Annotated in this window: 23 protein-coding genes, 2 tRNA genes and 1 pseudogene; 24 read left to right on the top strand and 2 right to left on the bottom strand. The window is 49.1% G+C overall.

Annotation, left to right across the window (positions count from 1 at the left end; translation table 11 throughout):
• The first annotated feature begins 27 nt into the window (after positions 1–27).
• The 10 genes from MOMUL_RS10440 to MOMUL_RS10395 all read left to right on the top strand — a co-directional run bounded on the left by MOMUL_RS10440 (position 28) and on the right by MOMUL_RS10395 (position 11,409).
• Positions 28–468 (top strand): tripartite tricarboxylate transporter TctB family protein, encoded by a 441-nt coding sequence (locus MOMUL_RS10440; protein ID WP_062284717.1) that lies wholly within the window; start codon positions 28–30, stop codon positions 466–468.
• 18 nt (positions 469–486) lie between these two features.
• Positions 487–2,007: a tripartite tricarboxylate transporter permease gene (locus MOMUL_RS10435; protein ID WP_062284715.1), complete on the top strand. Its 1,521-nt coding sequence runs from the start codon at positions 487–489 to the stop codon at positions 2,005–2,007.
• 34 nt (positions 2,008–2,041) lie between these two features.
• Positions 2,042–3,904: an NAD(P)/FAD-dependent oxidoreductase gene (locus MOMUL_RS10430; protein WP_062284714.1), complete on the top strand. Its 1,863-nt coding sequence runs from the start codon at positions 2,042–2,044 to the stop codon at positions 3,902–3,904.
• A 32-nt stretch (positions 3,905–3,936) separates the two neighbouring features.
• The gene (locus MOMUL_RS10425) at positions 3,937–5,196 is read left to right on the top strand and encodes a 3-isopropylmalate dehydratase large subunit (RefSeq protein WP_236713076.1); all 1,260 of its coding nucleotides are present in this window, start codon (positions 3,937–3,939) and stop codon (positions 5,194–5,196) included.
• 3 nt (positions 5,197–5,199) lie between these two features.
• Positions 5,200–5,697 carry a 3-isopropylmalate dehydratase small subunit gene (locus tag MOMUL_RS10420; protein ID WP_201786509.1) on the top strand — a complete coding sequence of 166 codons (498 nt, stop codon included), beginning with the start codon at positions 5,200–5,202 and terminating at the stop codon, positions 5,695–5,697.
• 48 nt (positions 5,698–5,745) lie between these two features.
• Complete coding sequence (locus tag MOMUL_RS10415) at positions 5,746–6,909, top strand: 2-methylaconitate cis-trans isomerase PrpF family protein (protein ID WP_062284710.1); 1,164 nt, start codon at positions 5,746–5,748, stop codon at positions 6,907–6,909.
• Positions 6,910–7,080: 171 nt separating this feature from the next.
• Positions 7,081–9,012 carry a sigma 54-interacting transcriptional regulator gene (locus MOMUL_RS10410; protein WP_062284709.1) on the top strand — a complete coding sequence of 644 codons (1,932 nt, stop codon included), beginning with the start codon at positions 7,081–7,083 and terminating at the stop codon, positions 9,010–9,012.
• Between the two features lie 232 nt (positions 9,013–9,244).
• Positions 9,245–9,739, top strand: coding sequence for a hypothetical protein (locus tag MOMUL_RS10405; RefSeq protein WP_062284708.1), 495 nt, complete (start codon positions 9,245–9,247; stop codon positions 9,737–9,739).
• Positions 9,740–10,030: 291 nt separating this feature from the next.
• Positions 10,031–10,921: a radical SAM protein gene (locus MOMUL_RS10400; RefSeq protein ID WP_062284706.1), complete on the top strand. Its 891-nt coding sequence runs from the start codon at positions 10,031–10,033 to the stop codon at positions 10,919–10,921.
• Between the two features lie 170 nt (positions 10,922–11,091).
• Positions 11,092–11,409 (top strand): zinc-ribbon domain containing protein, encoded by a 318-nt coding sequence (locus MOMUL_RS10395; RefSeq protein WP_062284704.1) that lies wholly within the window; start codon positions 11,092–11,094, stop codon positions 11,407–11,409.
• A gap of 70 nt (positions 11,410–11,479) precedes the next feature.
• On the opposite strand, the gene MOMUL_RS10390 is transcribed toward MOMUL_RS10395, so the two are convergent.
• A complete protein-coding gene (locus MOMUL_RS10390; RefSeq protein ID WP_062284702.1) occupies positions 11,480–12,562 on the bottom strand; it encodes a hypothetical protein in 1,083 nt (360 codons plus the stop codon).
• A gap of 145 nt (positions 12,563–12,707) precedes the next feature.
• Here MOMUL_RS10390 and MOMUL_RS10385 point away from each other — a divergent pair.
• Together MOMUL_RS10385 and MOMUL_RS10380 are read left to right on the top strand one after the other, a co-directional pair.
• A tRNA-Ala gene (locus tag MOMUL_RS10385) sits at positions 12,708–12,783 on the top strand.
• Between the two features lie 12 nt (positions 12,784–12,795).
• Positions 12,796–12,870 (top strand) — tRNA-Val (locus tag MOMUL_RS10380).
• 453 nt (positions 12,871–13,323) lie between these two features.
• On the opposite strand, the gene MOMUL_RS10375 is transcribed toward MOMUL_RS10380, so the two are convergent.
• Positions 13,324–13,770, bottom strand: a complete 447-nt coding sequence (locus MOMUL_RS10375) for an Hsp20/alpha crystallin family protein (RefSeq protein ID WP_062284701.1) — start codon at positions 13,768–13,770, stop codon at positions 13,324–13,326.
• 228 nt (positions 13,771–13,998) lie between these two features.
• Here MOMUL_RS10375 and MOMUL_RS10370 point away from each other — a divergent pair, with 228 nt between their 5' ends.
• The 12 genes and pseudogenes from MOMUL_RS10370 (at position 13,999) to MOMUL_RS10320 (ending at position 25,964) form a co-directional block, all read left to right on the top strand.
• A complete protein-coding gene (locus MOMUL_RS10370) occupies positions 13,999–14,271 on the top strand; it encodes an AbrB/MazE/SpoVT family DNA-binding domain-containing protein (protein WP_062284699.1) in 273 nt (90 codons plus the stop codon).
• A gap of 162 nt (positions 14,272–14,433) precedes the next feature.
• The gene (locus tag MOMUL_RS17340) at positions 14,434–14,571 is read left to right on the top strand and encodes a helix-turn-helix domain-containing protein (protein WP_330219202.1); all 138 of its coding nucleotides are present in this window, start codon (positions 14,434–14,436) and stop codon (positions 14,569–14,571) included.
• Between the two features lie 46 nt (positions 14,572–14,617).
• A pseudogene (locus MOMUL_RS15820) lies at positions 14,618–14,725 on the top strand (transposase); the annotation flags it as partial.
• 370 nt (positions 14,726–15,095) lie between these two features.
• Positions 15,096–15,806, top strand: coding sequence for a transposase (locus MOMUL_RS10360; RefSeq protein WP_161485006.1), 711 nt, complete (start codon positions 15,096–15,098; stop codon positions 15,804–15,806).
• A gap of 183 nt (positions 15,807–15,989) precedes the next feature.
• Positions 15,990–16,859: a MurR/RpiR family transcriptional regulator gene (locus MOMUL_RS10355; protein ID WP_084785592.1), complete on the top strand. Its 870-nt coding sequence runs from the start codon at positions 15,990–15,992 to the stop codon at positions 16,857–16,859.
• Positions 16,860–16,989: 130 nt separating this feature from the next.
• The gene (locus MOMUL_RS10350) at positions 16,990–18,033 is read left to right on the top strand and encodes an ABC transporter substrate-binding protein (protein WP_062284693.1); all 1,044 of its coding nucleotides are present in this window, start codon (positions 16,990–16,992) and stop codon (positions 18,031–18,033) included.
• A gap of 36 nt (positions 18,034–18,069) precedes the next feature.
• The gene (locus tag MOMUL_RS10345) at positions 18,070–19,743 is read left to right on the top strand and encodes an ABC transporter permease (RefSeq protein ID WP_161485005.1); all 1,674 of its coding nucleotides are present in this window, start codon (positions 18,070–18,072) and stop codon (positions 19,741–19,743) included.
• Positions 19,744–19,755: 12 nt separating this feature from the next.
• Positions 19,756–20,823 (top strand): ABC transporter ATP-binding protein, encoded by a 1,068-nt coding sequence (locus MOMUL_RS10340; protein WP_062284690.1) that lies wholly within the window; start codon positions 19,756–19,758, stop codon positions 20,821–20,823.
• A gap of 16 nt (positions 20,824–20,839) precedes the next feature.
• Positions 20,840–21,646, top strand: a complete 807-nt coding sequence (locus tag MOMUL_RS10335; RefSeq protein ID WP_062284688.1) for a sugar phosphate isomerase/epimerase family protein — start codon at positions 20,840–20,842, stop codon at positions 21,644–21,646.
• Positions 21,647–22,036: 390 nt separating this feature from the next.
• Positions 22,037–23,098 carry an ABC transporter substrate-binding protein gene (locus tag MOMUL_RS10330; protein WP_064774388.1) on the top strand — a complete coding sequence of 354 codons (1,062 nt, stop codon included), beginning with the start codon at positions 22,037–22,039 and terminating at the stop codon, positions 23,096–23,098.
• Between the two features lie 19 nt (positions 23,099–23,117).
• Positions 23,118–24,797, top strand: a complete 1,680-nt coding sequence (locus tag MOMUL_RS10325) for an ABC transporter permease (protein ID WP_062284686.1) — start codon at positions 23,118–23,120, stop codon at positions 24,795–24,797.
• Positions 24,798–24,800: 3 nt separating this feature from the next.
• The gene (locus MOMUL_RS10320; protein WP_062284685.1) at positions 24,801–25,964 is read left to right on the top strand and encodes an ABC transporter ATP-binding protein; all 1,164 of its coding nucleotides are present in this window, start codon (positions 24,801–24,803) and stop codon (positions 25,962–25,964) included.
• Positions 25,965–25,988 lie beyond the last annotated feature (24 nt).

The following is a 25,988-nucleotide window of genomic DNA, read 5'->3' as shown; positions in this document are numbered from 1 at the left end:
GGGAATAGAAATGGTGAGGTGATGAAAATGAAAGACTGGGCATTTGTAACAGGTTTTCTAATCTTCGCCCTATTTCTCACCATAAGTTCATGGAATTACCCCTTTGTTTCGGCAATTTACCCGAGACTGCTGCTCATCTGTGGCTTTGTTTTAAGCATTATCAAGATTGTAATCAAATTAAGAAATAGGGCTCCAGAGCAAGTTCCTGAGGAAACCGGGACCTCTAAAAACCTGAAAAAAATGTGGATTTATCTTGGAAACGGTATCCTGTATGTACTTTTGATGCCTGTTCTGGGTTTTACCCTAAGCACTTTTGTTATTTTGATTGCCCTTTTGAGCCTGTTTGGCATCAGGTTTAAAACTACCCTTGGAGTAGCCATATGCAGTTCCGCGATCCTCTATATCGTATTTGTTGTTTTGTTAGGGATACCCTTGCCCCGGGGCATATTTGAAGAACTGCTAAGTTAAAGTTGGGGGAGAAGAAGCATGATTTTAGATGTTTTATTAATCGGCCTTAATCATTTTTTTACTCTAAACAACTTCATAGCCGCTTTATCGGGTTGCTTTTTAGGGATGATTTTTGGCGCTCTTCCGGGCTTCACCGCCTCCATGGGTGTAGCCATACTCCTTCCTGTAACTTACGGGTTATCACCCGACACCGGGCTGGTTCTTTTGGCCAGTGTGTATGTGGGGGCCATGTACGGCGGCTCTATTCCCGCCATCCTTATGCATACACCGGGGACACCTGGGGCAGCAGCTACGATCCTGGACGGTTATCCTATGGCCCAAAAAGGCCAGGCGGCAACGGCCATCGTAACCAGTGCCACTTCTTCCGCTGTAGGTAGCTTTTTGGCAGGACTTGTTCTCGTTGTTACCGGACCTATACTGTCTTTTTACGCTGCCAGGATCAGCCCGGCCGAGATTTTTCTGGTGTCTATGTTGGGGATTATTGTTCTTGGCAACCTGGCCGGCAGTGATCCCATTAAGGGATTTCTGGGGGGGATAACCGGGTTGTTACTGGGTACAGTGGGCGCCGACTTTGTTATCGGGTATAACCGCTTCACGTTTGGTTTTTACCAGCTATACGAAGGTATCCCACTGGTACCGGCCCTGGTGGGGCTTCTGGCGCTGTCAGAGTGTTTTGTCATGGTCCAGCATAAGAGTGGTGAGATTTTAGCTACCCAGCAGGTGAAGTTTACTTTAAAAGGCGTATTGGTAGATATATGGGAGGTAATCGGCAAGCGTTTCGGTGAAGTTATACGAGCCTCAGCCATTGGCGCCGGGATAGGTTTTGTACCGGGCGAAGGTGCGGCGGTAGCCAATTTTGTGGCTTATGACCAGGCCAAACGCGCTTCACGTAACCCCAAATTATTCGGGACAGGGATTCGCGAAGGCGTTATTGCTTCCGAGGCCAGCAACAATGCTGTAGTGCCAATGGCTCTTTTGCCTGCACTTGCTTTGGGTATTCCGGGCAGTTCTACCGCGGCCCTTATTTTATCAGGTGTCATGATGCACGGGCTACGTCCCGGGCCCGGAGTTTTTGAGCGCAGTCCAGAGGTAATGGGCACCTTTCTAGTAGGGCTTCTGGCTTCCAGTTTGTTAATTGTGCTGATAGGTATAATTATCGTCGGTCCCGCCTGCCAGGTGGCTAAAGTTGATTGCTCTGTCCTTGCCGGCGTCATACTGGTCCTGGCGGTTATAGGAGTATATGCAGTACGGAACAGCTTCTTTGATGTAGGTGTGATGCTCGTATTCGGCTTGTTGGGCTATGCCTTGAAATACTGCGGTTGTCCCCCGGTTACTGCCGTCGTCGGCTTCGTCCTGGGCCCGATATGCGAGAAATCATTTACTACTGCGATTTCTGTTTCAGGCGGGAGCGCAGCTATATTTTTCTTCCGCCCCGTAGCGGCAGTGTTATGGGTTATAATCATCTTTTCTCTCTTCTTGCCCCGGTTGATGAGTCAAAGGCAAAAGAATGCTACCAAGGAAAATGCAGAAGCGTTGTAAGAGATTTTTATAAAGGGAAGGGTCGGTTTAAAAGATGGTCTCGCTGGGCGATAAAGGCGAAATTGGCGGCTTAAAAGTCAAAAACAGGATAATCATGCCTCCCATGGGTACTAATCTAGCCCACGCCGACGGCAGCGTTTCACCAGAAATGTTAGCTTACTATGGCCGGAGGGCAAGAGGGGGCGCGGGCCTGGTAATAGTTGAGAGCAGCGCTGTTGATTATCCCTGGGGCTCCGGTGGGGCGGCCCAGCCACGCGTTGATGAGGATAAGTTTATACCAGGTCTATGTCGCTTGGCAGAGACAATCAAAAAATACGGCGCCAGGGCAGTGATACAACTCAACCATTCCGGGCGGAACAGGTCAGGGGGCTGGGCTCCGTCAAACATGGATCAGGCTGAACTGAAATTACTGGCCGGCAAGTTTGCTGAAGCTGCTGCGCGGGCAAAAGAAGCAGGCTTTGATGCAGTTGAGATTCACTCTGCCCATTCCTATTTGTTGGCCAGGTTTCTAAGCCGGGCGTATAATTACCGGAACGATCAATACGGCGGTTCTTTGGAAAATCGACTTCGTTTTCCATTAGAGGTGTTGCAAGAGGTTAAGCAAAGAGTTGGGTGCTATCCCATTATAGTTAGGATTAATGGCAAGGAATTCCTCGAAGGTGGTATTGAGTTAGAGGAAAGCAAGGTGATAGCATGTGCCCTGGAAGATGCCGGTGCACATGCTATCGATGTAAGCTGTGGGCCGGGCAAAACACGTTATAGCCTGGAGCCCTGGGACGCACCCCAGGGATGGCGGATACCTTATGCTGCGGCTATAAAAGCTGCTATTTCCATCCCGGTAATAGGTGTGGGGTGTATCCGTGAACCAGCATTTGCGGAAAAGATCCTAAATGAAGATAAAGTGGACTTTATAGCTGTAGGCCGGGGTATGATCGCCGACCCTGATTGGGCGCGGAAAGCTTTACAGGGGGGGAAAATCAGGCCTTGTATCGGCTGTAACTCGGGATGTGTCAAGAGGAGGGTCTTTGGCAAGCTACCCATCCGCTGCGCCGTCAATCCCGAGGCTGGCAATGAAGCGCAAGTAGAATCTAGAATGCCTGGGAAAAAGAAAAAGATTGTCATAATAGGTGGGGGTCCGGCAGGAATAACTGCTGCCCTTGCAGCAAGAAAGGGTGGCCACGACGTAACCCTATTTGAGAAAAAAGATTACTTGGGCGGAAAGGCCCTGCTAGCTTCAATTCCTCCAGGTAAAGAGAGGATTAAGCAATGGGTAGATTACCTGAAAAACGAAATAAAGGATAGTGGAGTTCAAGTTGTCTTTAACGCGCATCAAAATAGATACCTTGATTTAAACGCTGATGTCCTGATTATAGCAACAGGAGCAATCACGCTCCTCCCTGAAACTTTGCTAGTAAAAAAGGAAAAATTAGAACTCGAAATCTTAACTGCGGAAGAATGCTTTAGGAAAATAAACGCCATGGCGGGGAAGAAAATCACGGTTGTGGGCGGAGGGGGTGAAGGATGCGAATTATCCCTGGCTCTTAGTGAGAAAGGTGCTAAAGTTACCTTAATTGAACTGTTAGACGACGTTGCCAGTGACCTTGATCCCATAACCCGGCAGGCGTTAAAGGAGATGATGCTTACAGCGGGTATTTTACTAAAGACTAGTACAGCATTTAAGGATTTAGAAGCAAACAGGGTAATTGTTACGAGTAAATCGGGGCAGGAGTTTTGGGAAGCAGAGGTGGTGGTATTCTGTTGGGGACAAAAATCTTGTATCCATAACGGGGTTAACCCGGGGAAAAATGCTGAAATTTACGTTATTGGTGATGCTGAGGAGCCTGGCAACTTTATGAAGGCTACATGTCAGGGTTACTGGGTGGGTAAAAGTTTGTAGGGATTAATCCGGGGAGGTGTGGTAGCGTGGGAATGACGCTAACAGAAAAAATTCTTGCTGCAGCAGCTGGAAAAGAAAAGGTTACACCGGGTGAAATAGTAAGTGTAAAAGTAGATGTAGCCATGATGGATGATATCCTTGGCCCGCGGATTGAAATTGCGGAAAGGTTGGAGGAGTTAGGTGCTAAGATATGGGATCCAGAAAAAGTAGTAGTAATATCTGACCATTATACACCCCCGGCCACAATCCGTCAGGCAGATATCGTCAAATTTACTCGAGAATGGGCCCGAAGTTGCGGTATCCGTAGATACCATGAATACGAAGGGGCTTGTCACCAAATATTGGCAGAAAAAGGATACATTAGACCAGGTATGATTGCCGTAGGTACGGATTCACATACCTGTATGGGTGGCGCAGTAGGGGCTTTTGCCACCGGCATAGGCTCGACTGATATGTTGGGAGTTTTGGTTACTGGCGAGATCTGGCTTAAGGTTCCGGCCAGCATCAAGGTGTTTTGGGTAGGAAAGCTTGGTCCAGGAGTGATGGCCAAAGATATAATCTTAAAGACTTGTGGAATAATCGGCCATGCTGGAGCAACATACCGGGCTGTAGAATTCGTTGGTCCGGCGATAAAAGAACTTCCTATGGATGAACGCTGGTGTATAGCCAATATGGCTGTAGAGATGGGGGCTAAAAATGGCATCATAGAAGCCGACGCTATTACCGATGCTTTCTTGGAAGCGTTAGGTTTAGATAAAGGCAAGCATTTCTCTAGCGATCCTGATGCCGTCTACGTACGTGAAATTAGCTTGGATGCTAGCCAGCTTGAGCCCCAGGTGGCTTGCCCGCCGGCCGTAGATAAGGTTTGTCCTGTGAATGAAGTGGCAGGTGAGAAGATTAATCAGGCATATGTCGGTTCTTGTACCGGCGGACGGATTAACGATTTAATGATGGTTGCAAGGATTCTTCGCGGCAGGAAGGTAGCAAAAGATACCAGGCTTCTGGTCTCCCCGGCCTCGAGGGAAGTTTATCAGCGTGCCCTGAAAGCCGGCTTCTTGGAGACGATAGCTGACGCCGGGGGAGTTATTTTGGCTCCTACATGCGGGGCCTGCGTGGGCGCGCATAGCGGGCTTCTGGCCGGTGGGGAGCGCTGCATTTCCTCTACCAACCGCAATTTTGTCGGGCGTATGGGAAGCCCGCAGGCAGAAATATATTTGGCTTCGCCGGCAACGGTAGCAGCATCAGCACTAGAAGGCCGCATTGCTGACCCAAGACCGTATTTGGAGGGATGACAGATGCCGCATGGATTGTTGCGGGGAAAAGCATGGAAGTTTGGCGATAACATAAATACTGATCTCATATCTCCAGCTCAATATATGGAGATGAATTACGAAGAGATAGGCCGCCATGCCATGGAGGGAGTGATGCCTGGATTTAGCGATCGTATTTGCAAAGGAGATTTTATTGTTGCCGGGGAAAACTTTGGTTCGGGTTCTAGTAGGGAGACGGCCCAAATTGCTTTAAAGTACGCGGGTGTGGGGGGTGTTATTGCTAAGTCTTTTGCCCGTATCTTTTTTCGAAATTCCATTAATACGGGATTACCAGTCCTGGAACTAGAGGAAATTAATAAGATTGAACAAGGGGACGAATTGGAAGTAGATTTGGGAGCTGGTATAATAAAAAATTTAAGTAAAAATGAGAGTTATGTTGTGCCGCCGTTACCGGCCAACGTTAAAGAATTGGTAGAAGCGGGAGGGCTTATTCCTTATCTTAGGGCAAAACATAAAAAATAAACTTATGATCTCCAGCAATTTTAGAATGAGACAAAGGAGGATAATAAAATGCATCCGGAAATGGTTTCCCTTCATTGCACAATTATGCGGGGCGGCACAAGTAAAGGGATCTTCCTCTTGAAAAATGAGCTCCCCAAAAACCCTGATTTAAGAGATAAGGTTATTAGAGCGGTTTTTGGAAGTCCAGATATTCGCCAAATTGATGGGCTTGGTGGCGCTGATATTTTGACAAGTAAGCTGGCAATTATTGGACCGCCAACACGAGGAGATGCAGATGTTGACTACACTTTTGCTCAAGTAAGTATCGATACCAGCAAGGTGGATTTTAAAGGTAATTGTGGCAATATCTCTTCTGCTGTAGGACCTTTTGCTATAGATAAAGGGTTTGTCCAGGCCACTGAACCTATTACAACCGTCCGCATTCATCAAACTAATACCGGCAAAATAATTATTGCCGAAGTTCCTACTAAAGACGGGAAAGCCTTGGTAGATGGAAACTATGCGATAGATGGCGTTCCCGGCAGCGGAGCTAAAATTAACCTGGACTTTTCGGATTCAGAAGGTTCAGTTACGGGCAAGCTTCTGCCAACTGGCAATGTAAAGGATAAGCTTGACGTACCTGGCCTGGGCAAGATTGAAGTTTCAATAGTTGATGCCGCCAACCCTGTAGTTTTTCTTAAAGCCCAGGATGTAGGGATGAAAGGCACGGAAACACCACAGGAAATGGATGGAGATAAAGAACTACTTGACCGCATTGAAAGAGTACGAGGGAAGGCCACAGAGAAAATCGGTTTGGTGAATAATTGGCAGGAGGCAGCAACGGAAAGCCCTTATATCCCCTTCATTGTTATGGTAAGTCCTAGCGCCAGCTATGAAACCTATAACAAAAAATTTATAGATGAAGATGAAATTGATTTTGTTGCCAGGCTTTGTTTCATGCTTAAAACCCACAAAGCCTATGCTATCACCGGCACAATCTGTACTGGAGTGGCAGCCAAAATTCCAGGAACAGTTGTCTATGAAGTCCTTAAAGAAGAAGCTAAGAAGCGTAAAGAACTGGTTTTCGGCCATCCAGCGGGAAAAATAGACGTTGAGGCTCAGGTGGACGATAGTGGCGGCAAGTATGTAATACGACGGGCTGCTGTTGGACGTACAGCGCGAATGATTATGGATGGCTGCGTTTATATAAAGAAAAATATATTGTCGCAATAGGTAGGGCTGAATTTTGAGAAAACTTGAGTTTCGGCGAAATCCGCATTCAAAGCGCGGATTTCGCCGAAACTTTGTGTACACAAATAAGAAGGAAATTCCATGTTTAGTTGGAAAATATTATATATAGGTTAACCTTATCTTACTTTAATAAATGAGGATAGGGTGGAAGTTATGAAGCCAAGAGTTGTTGCTATTAGTTATGGAAAGTTGACGGATATAATAAAGGGGATGAAAAGTGTTTATGAAAGTATAGTCGAATTACATGTAATTGATTCTCAGTTAGAGGAGGCTTTGAACATTGCCCGCCGTTTAGAACGAGAGGAAGAAGTGGAGGTTTTTGTAACAGGAAATAGTAACGCCAGGCTTCTGAATAATAATTTAGAGACTCCTATTGTCGCCATCAACGCTGGTGCAAGTACGGTGTTAGAACTAGTTTACCAGGCTGCTAAAGCTTACGGTGAGCCGGTTGCTGTCATGAGTTTCCGTGAACCAATTTCCAAACTCAAAGCACTTTTACAAATAGTAAAAGTGCAAGCAGAGGAATTCATTTTTAACGATAGTAGCGATGCTGAAGAGTGCATCAAAACCCTTCAGAGCCGCGGGTTTCAGGTTGTAGTAGGGGCGGGGCGAGTATGTAAGCTTGCTCAAAAGTATAACTTTCCTTTTGTTTTTAGATATCCCCGGGAGACTGTCCGTGAGGCCCTGGATATTGCAGTCCAGCTGGCCGTTTCCCGCTGGCATGATAAATTAAAGAATAACCAGCTTAGAGTTATTTTAGATAATATTCAAGACGGTGTGATAGCCGTCGATCGTTCAGATATGGTAAATCTCTTTAACACTTCGGCGGAAAAGATATTAGGAATTGCAAGAGGGGTAGCAGTTGGAAGAAATGTAACTGATGTCTTGCCGGGAGAAAAATACCATGAAGCAAAAGAACTCAAAAAACCTGAGATAAATTGTGTTAAACGTTTAAACCATAACGAACTGGTTTTCAATTATATTCCGATTATAGAAAAAAACCAAGTTGAAGGGATGGTCGTTACTTTTAATAATTTAACCCACCTTCAGGAGTCAGAGTATGAAATTAGGAGAAAGTATAGAAATAAAGGGTTTGTCGCCCGGGCAAGTTTTGATGATATAATTGGTGAAAGTACTTCCATAAAACAGGCCAAAAAGTTTGCGGAACGATTTGCTAACAGCGAGGGAACCGTACTTATAACCGGCGAGTCAGGCACGGGTAAAGAGCTTTTTGCCCAGAGTATACATTTGGCAAGTAAACGTTCAAACGGTCCTTTTGTGCCTATTAATTGCGCTGCGTTACCTGAAAATTTACTTGAAAGCGAGCTTTTTGGTTATGAAGAAGGTGCTTTTACCGGTGCTAAAAAAGGCGGTAAGGCCGGGTTATTTGAGCTTGCTCATGGTGGCACTTTATTTCTTGATGAAATTGGAGAGATATCCCTAAATTTACAAACGCGTTTGCTTAGAGCTTTACAAGAGAGAGAAGTTATGCGGGTGGGCGGCTCAAGGGTAATACCAGTAGACGTGCGAGTAATTGCCGCCACCAATCGTAATTTAAAACAGGCTATAAAAGAAGGTCGTATGCGGGAAGACTTTTATTATCGTATAAATGTCCTCAATCTGCATATTCCTCCTTTGAGGGCAAGGCTTGAAGATATAGTTTTATTATCAAAGCATTTTATGTTAAAATTATTTAACAAGATGGAACTTCCTGCCAGGTCTCAAAGAGCGATATTGAATTACTTAAAAATAGTGGAGCCTAAACTTAAGAAATATTCATGGCCGGGAAACGTACGCGAACTAGAAAATTTTTTAGAGAGATTTGTTATTATGGTTTTAAACGAAGAAAAGTTAGAACCAAATGAGATATTATACCTGGCAGAAAAGCTACTTGACGTAGAGGTAGACATTTCCACATCTCAGGATTTAATAGAGAACAAGGGAAATAGTACCTCGGTTGAAGAGCGAGAATATATATTAAGGGTATTGAAGGAATCCGGGGGTAAAAAGAAGCTGGCAGCAGAGCGCCTGGGTATAAGTCGGGTTACCCTTTGGCGCAGGCTTAAAGATTTTAAGGTTATTTAGGCTTTGATTTGAAGGATTTCTCACAGCACTTCCAGGAGGCGTGTAAGGTAGCAGCCATATCGGTTAAGGTAGTGAACAGAACTTTATATCCAGTCTGGCAGGCTTTAAAACCCAGGCCCAGGGATATATAGTTTTACTCACCTGCAAACTACCATGAGGATTACGCTGCCAGCTGAAACAGCTTTGTATATTAATAGATTTTCCGGGGAAAATATCCTTGAGGTGATGGTAAATGGTTTTAGAAGGTCTGGCGGGACCAATTGTTTTCCTGGGCGGGTTGATTCTCATGTTCCTGGTTGTGCCCTGGGAGCGAGTTAAGGAACTGGCCCTCGTCGGGCTGGTGGGCGGATTAGTCCTGGCTTTCGTGGTAGTTTACCTGATGCAGAACTACTTTGGTTTCTGGGCCTTCCGCCGTGTCGACCTGGTTAGTATCAGCGGGATACCCCTTTTCCTGGCGGCAAGTTGGTTTCCCCTAATAATTGTCTTCAGCCATCTCCTGGCCCAGTACAGGAGCATCCTGCCGGTGGTACTTATCTTGCTTGCTTTTCCTCTGGGTGCCACCTTGCTCCATTTACTCCTGCGGGCCAATGGCATGCTGTTTTATCGCAACTGGAACCTGCCCTTAACTTTCATTCTCTCTTTAGGCATCCACCTGGTGATCATGTTTTATCTTTATGCGACGGGCCGGCTGGAGAACTTGCGTGGACTCGCCCAAACTCAAACTTAAGGAGAGCCTGGTATTTTCACCATAACCGACCCCCCAGAAAAGCAGGGCATAATTTCCATCCTGCACTGGTAAATTAAAAGGTCAGCCCGGGTAGAAAGGCTGACCTTATTTTATCCTTTTCAGCTTAAGCAGCAAACCTTTAGTTTGATTGCATACCCTGGCTAGCCGGGAAGCTGGAAAGAGGATTCCCCTGTGCTGCAGCGAATATAAACTGCAGCAATACTTCCGCGATGGGCAACAGGTTCCACTGGCAACCTGCTCCGCTCTTATTTTGCCTCAACCGGAGGAGAGATGCGGCAGGTGGACGTGTTAAAACATTGCAATCTCTGTCCCCGGGCCTGCGGGGTTAACCGCCTGGCCGGCGAACGCGGTTTTTGCCGGGCTGGAGCCCGGCCAAAGGTAGCCAGAGCAATCCTGCATCACTGGGAAGAGCCCTGCCTGAGCGGCAGCCGGGGATCCGGTACAGTCTTCTTTTCCCACTGCAACCTGCGCTGTATCTTCTGCCAGAACTACCGCATCAGCTGGCAGGGCAGGGGCCAGGAAATGGCGGTGGAAAGCCTGGCGGCCCTTTTCCTTGATCTCCAGGCTCAAGGGGCCCATAACATCAACCTGGTATCTCCGACACCCTACAGCCCCTTTTTAGTTCCCGCCCTCCGGGAGGCAAGGAAACAGGGACTACAGATCCCGGTAGTCTATAACTGCAATGCTTATGAAAGCATAGACTCCTTACGGTCCCTGGAAGGCCTGGTGGACATTTATTTGCCGGATCTTAAATATCCAGATCCGGAACCTGCCGGGCGTTACAGCCATGCGCCTGACTATTTTAATGTAGCTACGGCAGCCATCCTGGAGATGCAGCGCCAGGTAGGCACTCTGGACCTCGATGATGACGGCCTGGCGCGGCGGGGTCTTTTAATTCGCCACCTGGTTTTACCCGGCCAGGTCAGGGCTGCCTGCCGGGTGCTGGACTGGATAAAGGCCACTTTACCCCGGGAGACGCATATCAGCCTGATGGCCCAGTATGTGCCCGTCTGGCAGGCCGGGCGCTGCCCCGAGATTAACCGCAAGCTTACGGCTGCCGAGTATGAAACTGTCCTCGATTACTTTGAAAACCTCGGTCTCGAAAATGGCTATTATCAGGAGCTAGAGGCAGCTACAACGGCCTATATCCCTGATTTTTAAGATTACAGGTTTAAATGGAGTTGCAAAATTTTAGGAGGTGCGCTATACTAAAAGAGCCTCTAAAGAACGTTGGCCTGGCCTACTACTAACTATCTCCCCTGGGATAGCCCTGGTAAGTATGGTACATGCCCCGTTGGCTTTAGGGAGACTATCTTGTGGGGAGAAGTAAGATGTTTTACCAGGACAAAACGTTAACGTGCAAAGAATGTGGCAGAGAGTTTATCTTTACGGCCGGCCAGCAGGAATTCTTCGCTGAAAAAGGTTTTACCAACGAACCGTCCCGGTGTCCCGATTGCCGGGCCGCCCGGAAAGCTCGCCAGGGCGGTGGCCAGAGGCGCAACGATTTCCGTTTCGGTCCCCGGCAGATGTATAAGGCCATCTGCAGCCAGTGCGGTTCCGTGACGGAAGTGCCCTTTGAGCCCCGGGGCGACCGGCCGGTATACTGCCGGGATTGCTACAGCAGCATGAAGGTCAGGAATTACCGTTAGCTTGGGAAGCCTCTTAAGGGGCTTTATCTGAAACCCGGCTTAGCACTTAAGCCGGGTTTCGTGCTGGTTGCTATCTTTCCAGGACCAGAACCATCTCTCCCGGTTCCAGGGATATATTTTTAAACTTTAAACCATAATCCGGTGGCGGTAAATTGAGGACCAGCTTGTCCCGCGGCAGGAGTTCAGTCCAGGTGGAGGGGTCAAGGGGCAGGCCGGCGAAGGCCACATTTTGCGGAATAAACAAGAGCTGGTGGGGGCCATAAACCTGGAGGGTACCCTGGACCTCAAAGTCAGGTCCCAGGATTTTTATAACTCCCCCTGGCAGGACCAGGCGGATGTCCCGTAGTTGTGCTTGCGAACTCAACAGGGTTGTATTGAGGTTTTGCTGGCTGAAGGCAGCTACTACCTCTCCCCGGATTAAATCAACCTGAATGGAATCCGGCCGTAACTTCTGCCAGGGCAGGGCTGGCAACTGCTGCAAGAGATACTGCAAAGCCGGCAGGGCGCCGGACCAGGCCTTTTCCAGGGCCAGCAGGTCCCGGGCCCAGGTGGTATTCTGCTGGCGCAACGCATTAAGCTTCTTTTGCTGTTCTTCCTTTAGCGCTGCCAGGATTTTCTGAGCCGCCAGGCAGGCTTCCCGGGCCTGCTCCAGTTCCTTTTCTTTGGCAGCCACCAGGTTGCTTTTTTCGCGGGCCAGCCTGGCCAGGGCCAGGTTATGACGGACGATACCGTAGAAATGACCGGCCAGGTGCTTTAGTAGCTCCCAGCGTATAAAGAAATCGGACCAGTTGGTACTAAACAAGGCGGCCGTTATAAAAGGGGAAGAGCCATAGGTGTAGAAAAAGCGTAAACTGCGGCCAAAATCTTTGCGCCCGGCAGCCAGATCAGCTTCCGCCCTGGCCTGTACCGCACGGGCAGCCCGCAATTCTTCCTGGACAGTTTCCAGGCGTTTTACTAACTCCTGGTTCTCGGCAGTGGTTTTTTGTAACCTGGCATCCAGGCGCAGGATATCCTGTAGGATACGACTTTCCTGGTTCTGGCTGTCCTGGAGGCGCTGCCTCAAGGTATCTTTAATATCCACGGCCCTGGAGGTCGGGATATAAACGGCCATTAAAAAAAAGAAAATCGTAAGCCAAGCAATCTGGCGGCGCATTTTTTTCCCTCCCCGGGCATAATATTCGCCAGGGAAGGGTTAAATCCTGCTGGTAATGGTAAAAGATGTAAAATTTAGCATCGATTCAGCTTCGGCTTGACAGGCTTATGCTAAAAGATTATAATAAAATCTGCATCAAGGGGAAGGGCGTGTAGCTCAGTTGGGAGAGCGCTAGAATCGCACTCTAGAGGCCAGGGGTTCGAATCCCCTCACGTCCACCAAAGAATTCTTATGGGCGCGTAGCTCAGTGGGAGAGCGCTTGACTCACATTCAAGAGGTCGCAGGTTCAATCCCTGCCGTGCCCACCAGGATAGTTAAGCAGTTGCAAGGGTTTAAAATGCCGTGAACAGCTTCCTGTAGGGAGAAACAGGAAGCTGTTCGCATTTTGTTCACCTGCAACCTCCAGGGCCGGTAGTCATGAATTATAGACACTAGAACAACCAACATTTGGTTATTAGAAACGACAAGAGGCTTTCATAATTATATAAACCCTTAACTCGGGGAATTTTTGAGTAATTTTCACCGGCAATTCTGTTGAGGCAAAGTGGGACTTCGAGGGGTAAAGTTTAATTTGATGGCGTAAGCAGAAGTATCATGTTGTTAAGTATGCTGCACAACAAAAAATATACTACCTGGCTTTATTGATAAAGACGCTCTCAATAATGTATAATACTAGAGGCGGTTCCCTTATTGAAGAGAACCGCCTCTATATAAGAAAATGAAGAGCTTAGGGAGTTGTACCCCACATTAAGTCATGGGTATCAATCTTCAATAGGAATATGTTTGCCGCGTTTTAACCCTGCTTCTTTCTTTGGCAGTTTTACTGTTAACAGGCCGTTTTTGTAAGTAGCGGAAATTTTTTCTTCTTCCACGCCTTCCAGGAAAAATCTGCGCTCAATGCTGCCACTCCTCCGCTCTTTGCGAATGAAGTTTTCCCTTGTTTCATCGATAATTGTATCCTGTTTGACAGAAATATTGAGCGCACCATCGTCATAAGTAATTATAATATTTTCTTTTTCTATTCCCGGCAATTCAGCTTCCACAATATACTCATGTTCTGTTTCCTTGACGTCTGCCTTAAAGGGTTGTCCGAATACAGGGACCCAAAACAAGTCTTCGTTAAACACCCGTTCCATGAAATTCTCGACATCAGAGAATATTGGCCTCAAGCTTTTTCTCCTGCCATAAAAAGGTATCAGCCCAAACATTGTACCATACCCCCTTTAAGTTTTATTGTAGTTTCACTTTTATTTTAAGAAGATAGTCAGGTAAAGTCAAAGTCAAATTTGGTCAAAATAAGGTCAAATTTTGTCAAGAATTTAATGTTATAGCTTATTGGCGCCAAATTTAACAGTAATTAGCATGTTTTTACACGCCATTATTGCTTACGGTAAGTATTCCTAGTATCATATTTAAAGAAGAAAGGAGGCTTACTTATGGAAGAACAATTCATCAAACCTACTGAACGCAGCCAGGTAACTATACCCAAAGAAATGCGGGAAAAACTCCAGATCAACCAGAATACCAGACTGCGTATTTATGTCGATGGTAACAAAGTCGTCTTGGAACCGGTTTCCCCTTTAGACCTTATTTTTAAGGAGCTTGAGGTTGAGGCCCGGGAAAAAGGGTTTACCAGGGAGGAACTGGATGAACAAATAGCCACAGTACGCGAGCGCCTTGTGAAAGAGCTTTATGGTGAAGGCCAATGAGGATAATGCTCGATACTAATATCCTTATATCCGGGATGGTCTTTGTAGATCGTAAAATAGAATTGACCCCCAATCGTCAAGTAAAACTGACCCACCTTATGATAAAATCTCCCTCGAGAGGGGGAGACAAAAGAGGTAGTCAGCATGTACAAATGGTAGCCCATCAAGGCACTGCATGCCCAGAGGGTAAGCATCAAGAAAATAGCCTGGACAGTGGGTGTATCCAGGAATACCGTCAGGAAGTATCTTAAAGAGACCAATCCACCACAGTTTAAAGCCAGGGAGTACGAAAAAATATAATGGACCCAGAAAGCTAGACACAAAAACAGGGGGTCCTAAGCGTCAAATGAGCGTACGGAAAAAATATCCAACTGATTTTAAAGCAAAAGTTGTGCTGGAAATTCTTAAAGAGGAGGAGTCTGTTTCCCAGTTATCCTCTGAATACGGTATTCACCCATCCTTAACCGCTGGAGAAATATGGTGGTAGAAAAGTTGTCATCCTTCAAAAAGGGCCTGACCGTTTTCATCAACAAAGTCTATGACTTGAAGGTGGCAACTGGACTTAATTACCTTCTGGAGAAACTCCTTTCTTTCTAATAACGGTTTAGAGGTGAGATTGGCTTTACTGGCGTAATGCCATTAGTAACTCGGAGAATTGGCTACGGCTTTCCATGTGCCGCTTTTTGTGCGTCTCGTGTTGGCATACCTTTTCCCTCTTGCCTTCTTTCCTCCTGCCGTATTACCAGTATTCCCTAAGATTTATTCTCGAGTGCCTCTGGAATTTTTTCTCCCAGGCCCACCTCCTTATTTACTACCATTTTTCTTTGCAGAACACCTATACCCTTATTCGTACCGCTATCCGCAAGTTGCTGCACTCCCTGACCAGGAAAGCCGACTTTGATTCCCAGCTTCTTGCCGGGCTGAAACTGAATTACCAGGAGAGGAAGAAACCGGCCATTGACTGGAGTAATGCTGAGGCCCGGGAAGCGCTTCTCAACGATTTAGTTAACGATGCCCTGCGGGTGCTGGAGGTGACGGCCACCCTTCCCCTCACGGAAACCGAACCAAAGCTCCGGACTATCTTAGAAAAGGTCACCTTCCAGGATATCGACCCCAAGGCAGACGGTAAAGAATTTCAAATCAAAATGGGTGTAGCTGAAGATCGGCTCATCTCCACGGTCGATCACGATATGCGCCATGGTAGAAAATCAGCGGCCCGTACCTTCAACGGGTATAAGACTCATATTGCCATGGTTCAGGAGTTCGAGTTCATTGGCGCGGTGGAAGTAACCCCCGGTAACATCTACGACGGCCAGGTGGCCAAAGACCTCATTGACCAGCAACCCGAGGACCGGCGGCCCCAGCGTATGATAGGGGACCATTGCTATGGCGCCGGCCCCATCTGTAAAGGCATGGAAGAACGCCACATTGAGGTGGTGGACCCAGTAACCGAAGCCAGGGACCCCCGGTGGTTCTCTTCAAGAAAATCGACTTTCAAATGGACCTTGAGGCCGAACCCTGCCGTCTCCTTATAACGTTCATCGCGCCTTCCTCAAGGCTTCGCGTAAGCATCCCACGCCTCGCGATTATTTAATCTTCTTTTACCTAAAATTAACCTTGGTTTCCTAATTTTTTAACATGGATATGCTATATTCTTTTATGAAAAAAATTTTTCATAAAGTATTTGGTCGTGAAATACAGGGAGGACAAGTTTAAGTATGGCTCAAGATCAACTAGATTTGGAAAGATTGTTGAAAAGCCACTACGATGAGCTAAGCCCCAGCGAGCAGAAGATAGCGAGGTTTATCCTGGACAATTATGAGGACGCCGCCTTTTTGAGTATTTCCCAACTGGGTGAGGTCATACAGGTGAGTGAGTCCACTCTGAGCCGTCTGGCCCGTCACCTGGGATATGCCAGCTATGCCCAGTTCCAGCAGGGCATCCAGCAAATCCTGCGCCGCCGTCTCACGCCCCAGGTTAAGATGAGCCAGACCATTACTAAACGCAGCACCGATGCCTTTTCCTTAGCCATGGCCGTCCAGGAAGATGCCGAGCACCTCCGGGCCTTCGTAGGGGTGAATGCCGAAGAGGATTTTAAGAAGGCCGTGAATTTTGTTAGCAGTGCCCGCAAGGTATTCCTGGCCGGAATGGGCATTTCTAAGAGCTTGGTTTATTTTTTGGAGTTCCGCTTGCGCAGGAGCGGGCTACTGGTAGAGAGTCTGACTGCGGGCGGCAGTTCCATGTTAGAACAACTGGCAGGCCTGAAAGGAGAGGATACCCTGGTGACCCTCGGCTTTTTCCGCATCTACCCGGAGCTTGTTGCCGCACTGGAATGGAGTCGAGTGCAAAACGCTCCTTCGGTGGCCATAACCGAGAGCCTGGCGTCTCCCCTGGGAAGGCGGGCTACCGTAACCCTGGTAGCTAAAAGAGGACCGGTGGGGGAACTCAATTCTCTGGCGCTTCCTATGGTGGTAGCCAACGCCCTAGCCGTAGGAGTGGCCCTAGCCCGTAAAGAAGAAACATTGGAGCACATGGAGCGTCTGGAAAAGCTGCATAACCTGCATCAAGCCATACTCTTGGAAGAGTAAAACGAAGCTAATAAAACTAAATAGGAGGAGGTGTTGGCGAAGGCGAGTTGGCGGTAATCGGGTTGCGCTTAGGGAAAGGGAAAATATTGTCTAGTACTAACAAAAATTTTTTGAAACGGAGGAAGAGATCATGTTTAATAAAATGAAGTTTTTTCTACTGGTTTTGGTTTTAAGCCTGCAACTGGCAGCCTGTGGCGGCCAGCCGGCCCGGGAGCAGTCTAAGCCTAACAGCAATGCCCTCGAAGTGGCGGAAGCCAAAGGTGTAGTCAATATCTATACTTCGGTACCGGAAGACCTGATCAATGAACTGGTGTCGCGCTTTCAACAAAAATACCCGCAGCTTACGCTAAAAATTTACCGAGCTGGTACCCCTGAAGTCATTGCCAAAATCGAAACCGAGGCCAGGGCCGGTGCCGTACATGCCGACGTGGCCTGGATAGCGGAAACTACAGCGGCTGAAGACTTAAAAGAGAAGGGTTTGCTCCGCACCTATAACTCCCCGGAAGCGAGCAACATTCCAGCTAACCTTAAAGACCCCAGCGGCTACTACTACGGCTCCCGCCTGATAAACATGGTTCTGGCTTATAACACCAAACTGGTAAGTCCACCACCCACCAGCTGGAAGGATCTGTTAAGCCAGGCCCATAAGGGCAAGATCGGGATACCCACTCCGGCCAGTTCCGGCTCCGCCCTCTATGCCGTAGGTTCCCTGGTCAATCACTCAGATTTTGGCTGGAAGTTTTTTGAGGATATGCGGTCCAACGGTGGTGTGCAATTGAAGAACAATAGCGAGGCGGTGCAAAAGGTGGCTACGGGTGAATTGCACTTGGCGGTAGCCCTTGATTATCAGGTCAAGAACTTGCGCGATAAGGGTTCGCCCATCGACTATGTGGTTCCGGCGGAGGGCCTGGTAATGGTAGCCAGCCCCGTAACCCTATTGAAAGATTCTCCTAACCCCCGAGGCGGAGAGGTTTTTCTTAACTATGTAATTTCCAGGGAGTGCCAACAGTTTATGGCCGAGAACCAGAGCGTGGTGCCCGTGCGCACGGATGTAAAACCCCCTGCTGGTATACCTTCTCTCTCAGAGCTAAAAGCCATGAAAAGCGACCCTGTTTTTATTAAAAAGAATAAGACCCAACTAGTAGAACAGTTTACCAGGATCTTTACGAATTAAGGTAAGTTGCGGTGATGAACTTTGCGCTGGAAAAACTTGTTACGAGGACAGCCTTTAAAAGGCCTCATCCTCATTCTCATTCTGGGTTTGATGGCCGGTTATCCCTTGCTGCGCCTTTTGGGAGAAAGCTTCATCTATGATGCCCATCTCTCCCTGGAGAACTATCGCCAGATTGCTACCCAACCCGCCAACTATATAGCCCTGGGTAATACCCTGAGTGTTGGTATTGTGGTTACCGTCCTGGCCACCGCTGTCGGCACTATTCTCGCCTGGCTGGTGGCCAGGACGGACCTCCCTGGCAAGGAGTGGTTTAAACCCTGGTTATTGCTTCCTTACTTGATCCCTCCCTTTATCGGCGCCTTTGCCTGGACCCAGCTTTTGGGGCCGGTTGGCTACCTTAATAAACTCTACCAGGCTTTTAGCGGTAGCGAAGAGCCCATTGTCAATATCTATGGGTGGGGAGGGATAATTTTGGTGCTGGTTATGCACAGTTACCCCCTGGTTTATCTCACTTCCATTGGGGCTTTTGGTCGTATTGATACTACCTTGGAAGAGGCAGCCCGGGTTGCTGGAGCTACCCACTGGAGGGTGCAGCGGGACGTTACCCTGCCGTTGATGACGCCTGCCATATTAAACGGGGCAATTTTAGTCTTCTCCTACACGATCTCCAACTTCGGGGTGCCAGCTACCCTGGGTTTTTCCGAGGGGTGCTATGTACTTACTACCTGGATCTATGACCTCATCAAAAATGCCAGCCTTAGCAATCACTTGGCCCTGGCAGCGGCCCTTTCCGTAATCTTGGGCCTCCTTGCAGGGGCTAGCCTGTTGGGAGCCAACCTGGTGATGCGGGGCAAGAACTACGCCGTAATCATCGGTAAAGGTGGGGGTGCCAGCACCATCCCCTTGCGCTGTTGGCGTCGGCCCCTTGCCTTGGCGGTTGCCCTTTTTGTTCTATGTTTTTCCTTGGCGCCGGTCCTGGCTATTTTGTTGACTTCCTTTATCAGGGCCTATGGATTAGAACCGGTGCCGGACAATCTGACCTTGGAGCACTATCGCTATGTTCTCTGCGGTATGCCGGTGGCGCAAAGGGCCCTTTTCAACAGCGCTATTTTAGCCCTGGCCGGGGCTACCCTGGCTATGATCCTAGGCGGGATCACGGCCTATGTGTCCTTAAAAAGCGGGTGGCGGCAGCGGTCTTTTCTGGAATTTCTCTCCAGCCTGCCCAATAATGTACCTGGGACAGTAGTGGCCCTGGCCATGATCATAACTTACAGTCAGCCTTTACCCCTGACAGGCTGGCGGCTCTACAACACCCTCTGGATTATCCTTCTAGCTTATATAATTCGTTATCTTATTTTCCCAGTCCGTAGCACCGCAGCCACCCTCAGCCAGGTAGCTGGTAGCCTGGAGGAAGCTGCCCGCCTGAGCGGGGCGCGCTGGTGGCAGGCCATGCGAGATATCATTGTGCCTTTGGCCTGGCCGGGGCTGATGGCGGGGTGGTTTTTGGTGCTGATCCCGGCCATGCACGAGCTTACTGTTTCCGTGCTTCTCTGGTCAGTGGGGAACGAAACTCTGGGGGTGGCGGTATTTAACCTCCAGGAGGCTGGCAGCGTCCCAGCTACTGCCGCCCTGGCGGTAGTGACTATCGTCCTGGTGCTCACTGTCTACTTTTTGTTCCGACGGATGGCCAAGGTGGATACTGGGTTTTGAGGTGAGATAGAAGTGGCGCAATTGGTTTTGGAAGGGGTAAGTAAAAACTTCGGGCGCACCCCTGTGCTTGAGGGCCTCTCCCTGGAGGTGGCCAAAGGGGAGTTCCTCTCCTTTCTCGGACCATCGGGCTGCGGCAAGACTACGGCCCTGCGGCTCATTGCCGGGCTTCTCGAGCCGGACACCGGTAGTATTGCTATTGGCGGGCGGTGCGTCTGCCAGGCAGGGCGAGGTTATAGCCTGCCGCCTGAGGAACGACAGGTAGGTATGGTGTTTCAGTCCTATGCTCTCTGGCCGCATATGCGCATCCGGGAGAACGTGGCTTATCCTCTAAAGCTCAAGGGCTACCCCCGTAAGGAGATCGAGGAACGCGTACAAAAAATGCTGGCTTTGGTGGATTTGCAGGGGCTGGAAGACCGCTATCCCCATCAGCTCTCCGGAGGGCAACAGCAGCGGGTGGCCCTGGCCCGCGCCCTTATTGCCGAGCCCCTGGTCTTACTTCTCGATGAACCCTTGAGCAATCTGGATGCTAAGCTCCGTGAAAAGATGCGCTTGGAGATAAAGGATATCCAGGAGCGGGTAGGGGCCACTGTTATTTACGTAACCCACGACCAGGTTGAAGCCCTCACCATGTCTGACCGGATAGCCATTTTATGCCAGGGAAGGCTGCAGCAGTTGGATACGCCGGTAGCCATCTACGAACGACCTGCAAATACCTTCGTGGCTGATTTTGTAGGCAGCAGTAATCTCCTGCCGGCTCGGGTGGTAAATACGGATGGCCGCCTGCTTTTGTTAAACGGCCATCCCGACGCCTTTCTCCAGTTGCCCTTACCTGCAGGCATAAGCAGCGGGCAGGAGGTGAAGGTGGCTTTGCGTCCAGAAGCCCTGCTGCTTAAACCCTGGCGGGGCAACGGCGGACTTCAGGGCCGCGTGCTGCGCAGTTTTTACCGGGGCCGGGAGGTAGAATGTTTTGTAGCCGTAGGCAATCAAACCCTCCGGGTGCTGATGCCGGGGAAGACAGCCTGGGTCCCAGGGCAAGAGGTTGAAGTAGAGGTTAAAGAGGGATTGGTGTTGGTAGCTTAAAGAGAGGTGGAGAAGGTTGCAGATTGGTGTGGCTTCGGAATTATTACGTTCACTTAGTTTGCCGGCAGTTATTGACCTGGTAGCAGCTACGGGATTTCAAGCCATAGAGGTGTGGCTGGATCACTGGCAGCGCAACGGCTTGAAACCAGCACAGCTTTTGCGGTACTTGTGTTCTAGCGGCCTAATCTGGACCGTACATGCTGACATGCGCGATTTAAATCTTATCTCAACCAACACCGGCATCCGCCAGGAATCGCTTCGTCAGGTTAAAGAAGCTATCCACCTAGCAGCGGCCATTGAAGCCCAAGTACTAACCATCCATCCAGGACGATTGAGCTCTAGTAAGGACCGGCCGGAAGATTTCTGGCCGAAACAAGTTGAGGTTTTTCATCATTTAGCGGAAACGGCTGCCGTTGCCGGCGTGCAATTAGGAGTTGAAAACATGGAGCCGCGCGCAGGTGAGTTTGTGGTTGGCCTGGACGATTTAGAGCGCCTGCTGGCGGCGGTGGACAGTCCTAACCTCGGAGTGACCTTGGATCTTGCCCATCTCTTCGGGCAGCCAGAGGCGAGAGAGTTCGTTGGCCGGGTACCGCACCTAGTTAATGTCCACTTGAGCGACGCCGCGCCAGGCCGTTGCCATCTTCCCCTGGGCCAAGGAGAGTTAGACTATGAGGGGCTTTTGGATACCCTACGCCAGCGCTACGATGGCCTGCTAATCTTGGAGGGCTATACCCCTGGTCCCCTTGGCCGGGAAAGGGAAATTCTCGCTTACCTGTATGGGAAATGGCAAGAATATATGGTTCAAAAGATGATACCTCAATAGCCATAGGAGAAGGTTTGGCTTTTTTAATTAAAACGATTTCCCCGCCTGCGTTTATAGGGTCCAGAATTTAGCAGGTGTTTACACAAACTTTAATCTTCTTTTAAACCTGGCTAACCTGCCCTTAACTGTATGGCAACATTTTTACCGTAAAATAAACCAGTAAGCAAAGGCAGTAGAATAAAAAAGTGAGCAAGGAGGGAGAACATGATAAATTGCAAGGAACATTAAATCTGGCAAGGAAACTGGGACAGGTTGCGGCTCAGGCAACCTGGCGCAAGGAGCCGGTGGAGGAGCTCCGACGCAAAGTAACCCCAATTGAATAGTTGTATATCAACTCGAAAAACCTTGGCGGACGGCCGCCGGCTAAGTGATTTAGTAGGAGGATGATCCATGGCTAATGTTTTTAAGTACGGCAAGAAGGCTCTAATGGCAGCTCTCTTATTAATCCTGATAGTTGTCACTTCTGCCTGTTCAAGTAAAGTTCCGGCCCAAGGAGAAAATAATAACCCTGGCATGGGGGATTCTAATTCTTTCGGCAAAATGGTTCTCTATACTTCACAGCCCCAGGATGATGTTACCAAGTTATTAGACGGTTTTAAGGCCAAATACCCGGGGGTCGACGTGCAGGTGTTCCGTTCCGGCACTGAAGAGGTGATCTCTCGCTTTACTATGGAAGCCCAGGGCGGCAAACCCCAGGCCGATGTCCTGTTCCTGGCCGATGCCCCCACTTTCCAGCGCTTAAAAGACCAGGGCTTCCTGGAAGCCTACACTTCCCCCGAACTGAACGAAATTAACCCGGACTTTGTGGATCCAGACCATATGTATACCGGCACCAAGTTGATAGCTACCGGCATTGTTTATAATACTTCAGCTCCCAAACCTGAAGCCACCTGGCAGTTCCTGCTCTCGGAGCAGGCTAAAAACAAGGTAGTTATGCCCAGCCCCTTTTATTCTGGTGCGGCTGCCTTTAACCTGAGTGTTCTTACCCGGGAAAGTTTCGCGGGCTGGAATTTCTTTGAGAAGCTAAAGGCTAACGGGGTGCAGATTGTTAAAGGCAACGGGGATGTCAAAAAGATGGTAGCTAGTGGTGAAAAGCCTTACGGCATTCTCATTAACTTTGAAGCCCTCAAAGCTAAAAAACAGGGATCACCCGTGGATTTTGTCTACCCCAGGGAGGGCCTGCCGGTTATTACCGAACCGGTTGCTATTGTCAAGGGGGCACCTCACCCGGAAATGGCCAGGAAGTTTGTTGATTTTGTACTTTCCAAGGATGGGCAACAATTAGCAGCGAAGATAGGTTTTTACATGCCTGTTCGTAAAGATGTACCACCTCCGGAGGGTTACCCGCCACTGAGTGAAATTAAGTTTTTACAACGGGATCCTAAAGAACTAGCCCTGGTCCGGGAGGATGACAAAAAGAAATTCGCCGATCTCTTCAATCTACCCAAATAGGTGGGGGTAATAAATTGTGATGCGCCTTGCAACTGAAGAAAAGCCGGTTACCCTGGCTGTGGTGGGCGCTGTTCTGGCCCTCACCACAGCTTACCCTTTAATCCGTCTCCTTTTGGCCGGTTTTTTCACACCTACTGAGGGGTTTACCTTGGCGCCCCTGCTTCAGGTAGTGTTTCAAAAAGCCACCTGGACGGTTCTCTATAACACGGTGGTGGTTTCCCTGGCAGCTACAGCTATTTCCTCGATCCTGGGGATAACCCTGGCCTGGCTGGTGGTTAAAAGTGACTTGCCCTGTAAAAGCGTGATTAATATTGCCACACTGCTATTTCTTTTTTTGCCGCCGTACGTTCAGGGTTTAGCCTGGCTCCAGCTCTGGGGTCCCGTGGGCTGGTTTAACCAGTTAGCAAGCTTTATCGCAGGTAAAAAAATAGTACTCTGGAATGTCTATGGCTTGGACGGTACGATTCTTCTCTTGGGACTCCTGCATTACCCCTTTGTTTACATGTCGACTGCCACCGCCTTGGGGAATATTCCCCCGGAAGAAGAAGAGGTGGCCTTCACCTACGGGGTAAGCCGGAGTCGCGTTGTACGACGGGTTACATTACCCCTGGCCCTTCCCGGTATTGCCGCCGGGAGTATACTGGCCTTTGTAAGCTCCGTGGGTAATTTCGGTATCCCCGCCCTGGTTGCCCTGCCTGCCGGCAAAATACTTCTTACCACTTATATTTTTCAGCAGGTAGTCGGTTTTAGCAGTATTTCCTTTGCCAGGGTGTCTCTACTGGCTACCCTGGGAGCCATGCTGGCGATAACCGGTATAATGGTGCAAAATTTGTTTTTAAAACACCAGCATTTTACAGTTTTGACCAAAGAGACAGCCCCTTTGTGCTACTCCCTGGGGCGGGTCCGCATTCCCCTGGCGGTATTCCTTTATTCTTTTCTGGCCTGCGCCACAATAGCTCCTTTAATAGCCATGTTTTTAAACTCCCTTCTTCCTGCTTATGGCGTACCCCTCACCCTGAAGACAATCACTTTAAAAAATTACCGGTTTATTCTGGCCGACTTGAATGCTACCCGGCGGGCCATTGCCACCAGTTTTATCCTGGCAGGCGGAACTACCTTAATAACTATACCTCTAAGCTTTGTTGTAGCCCGGGGAATAGCGGAAAAGCGAAGTAAATTCTATCTCTGGGTGGACAGGTTGGGAACAATACCCTATACCCTGCCTGGTACAGTACTCGCTTTGGCAGTAATACTGGCCTGGGTGGACCCCTGGATCCCCATTCCCATTTACGGCAGTATAGTAATGATTTTGCTGGCTTATATAGCCCGCTTTTTTACCCTCGCCGCGCGTAACCTGACCGCCGGTTTTGCTCAACTCAACCCTTCTTACACCGAGGTTGCCCGGGTCCTGGGTATCCGGCCCTGGCAGTGCTTGTGGAAAATTTCCCTGCCCCTCCTGCGACCCAATATCCAAAATGCCGCTCTGCTGGTTTTCATTACTGCCCTTACCGAACTGACGGTGTCAAGCCTGCTCTGGATATCAGGCTCGGAGACTATTGGAGTTACGATTTACAACCTTGAAGCGGCGGGGTATACCACTTATAGTACCGCCTTTGCCACCCTGGTGGTCCTCTTTTTTGGCGTGTTCTTCCTGCTGTTAAAAAGAACCAGGCTGCAGACTTTTTTACCCGGGAGGTAACTCATGTCTAAACTTATAGTTGATGGTATTCATAAAAACTTTGGTAGCGTGACGGCCTTGCAGAAGATTAGCCTGGAAGTGGCTGAGGGGGAGTTTATCTGCCTCCTTGGTCCCAGTGGTTCCGGGAAAACAACCCTTTTACGTATAATTGCCGGCCTGGAGCAGGCTACTAGCGGTAAGATTATCCTCGACGGTAAAACCATTACTCGGGGAGGGTGGCACCTGCCGGCAGAGCAACGCCAGGTAGGCCTGGTGTTTCAAAATTATGCCGTATGGCCTCATATGACGGTGGAGGAAAATGTGGCTTTCCCCCTGGCAAGTCTCCCTTTGAACCGGGGGGAGAAAGAAGAAAAGGTAAGGAGAACTATCCGTGCAGTTGGTCTGGCCGGACTAGAAAAGCGCAGCCCCGCCCAACTAAGTGGCGGGCAACTTCAACGGGTGGCCCTGGCCCGGGCTTTAGTTACCAATCCGCGGGTAATGCTCTTTGACGAACCCCTCTCTAACCTCGATGCCAGGCTGAGGGATGAGATGCGCTCCCAACTCCGCACCTGGCATCAGGAGTTAAAGTTGACTACTGTTTATGTAACCCATGACCAGGCTGAAGCTATGGCTATGGCCGACCGCGTGGCTGTTATGGCGGAAGGCAGGCTCCAGCAGATAGGCGGCCCGACCGAGATTTATCGCGAGCCGTGCAACCATTTTGTGGCCCGGTTTCTTGGTAAGGCTAATTTTAGTGCGGGAATGGTTCTTCGAAGTGTTGGCAGCGGCGAAAACCACAGCTACTTGATAAAGAGCTTAATGGGGGAGATAATTGCCCAGAGCAGAGAGCCCCTAACCCCTGGCACGCAGGTGGAGGTTGTAATCAGGCCTGAAGATGTGGAAATACTTCCTCCTTTTGCCAGGCAAAAGGGCGGTAACTGGCGAGTAACGGAGGTTGAATTTGGAGGTCCAATGACTACTTATCGCGTAAACTTCGAGGAAAGCGGGGTAAGCTGGTATGTTATGGCCCTGGGACAGCCCCGGTATCCGGTTGGTAGTGAAGTTGCATTAAAGGTGCGGGATGCCTGGGTACTGCCCACGGCCGTTGAGCAGGGGCAAATCATGGAGGATAGAAGAAGCTCAGGCATTTCCCCCAGGCCTCAGCCGGTAGCTGTTGGTTCAGCGTAATAACTGCGACTATATTAATCAAAG

Source organism: Moorella mulderi DSM 14980, from assembly GCF_001594015.1.
GTDB classification, from domain to species: domain Bacteria; phylum Bacillota; class DSM-521; order Neomoorellales; family Neomoorellaceae; genus Neomoorella; species Neomoorella mulderi.
The sequence above is the reverse complement of the archived record's forward strand: the minus strand, read 5'-3'. Positions and strand labels throughout refer to the sequence as shown.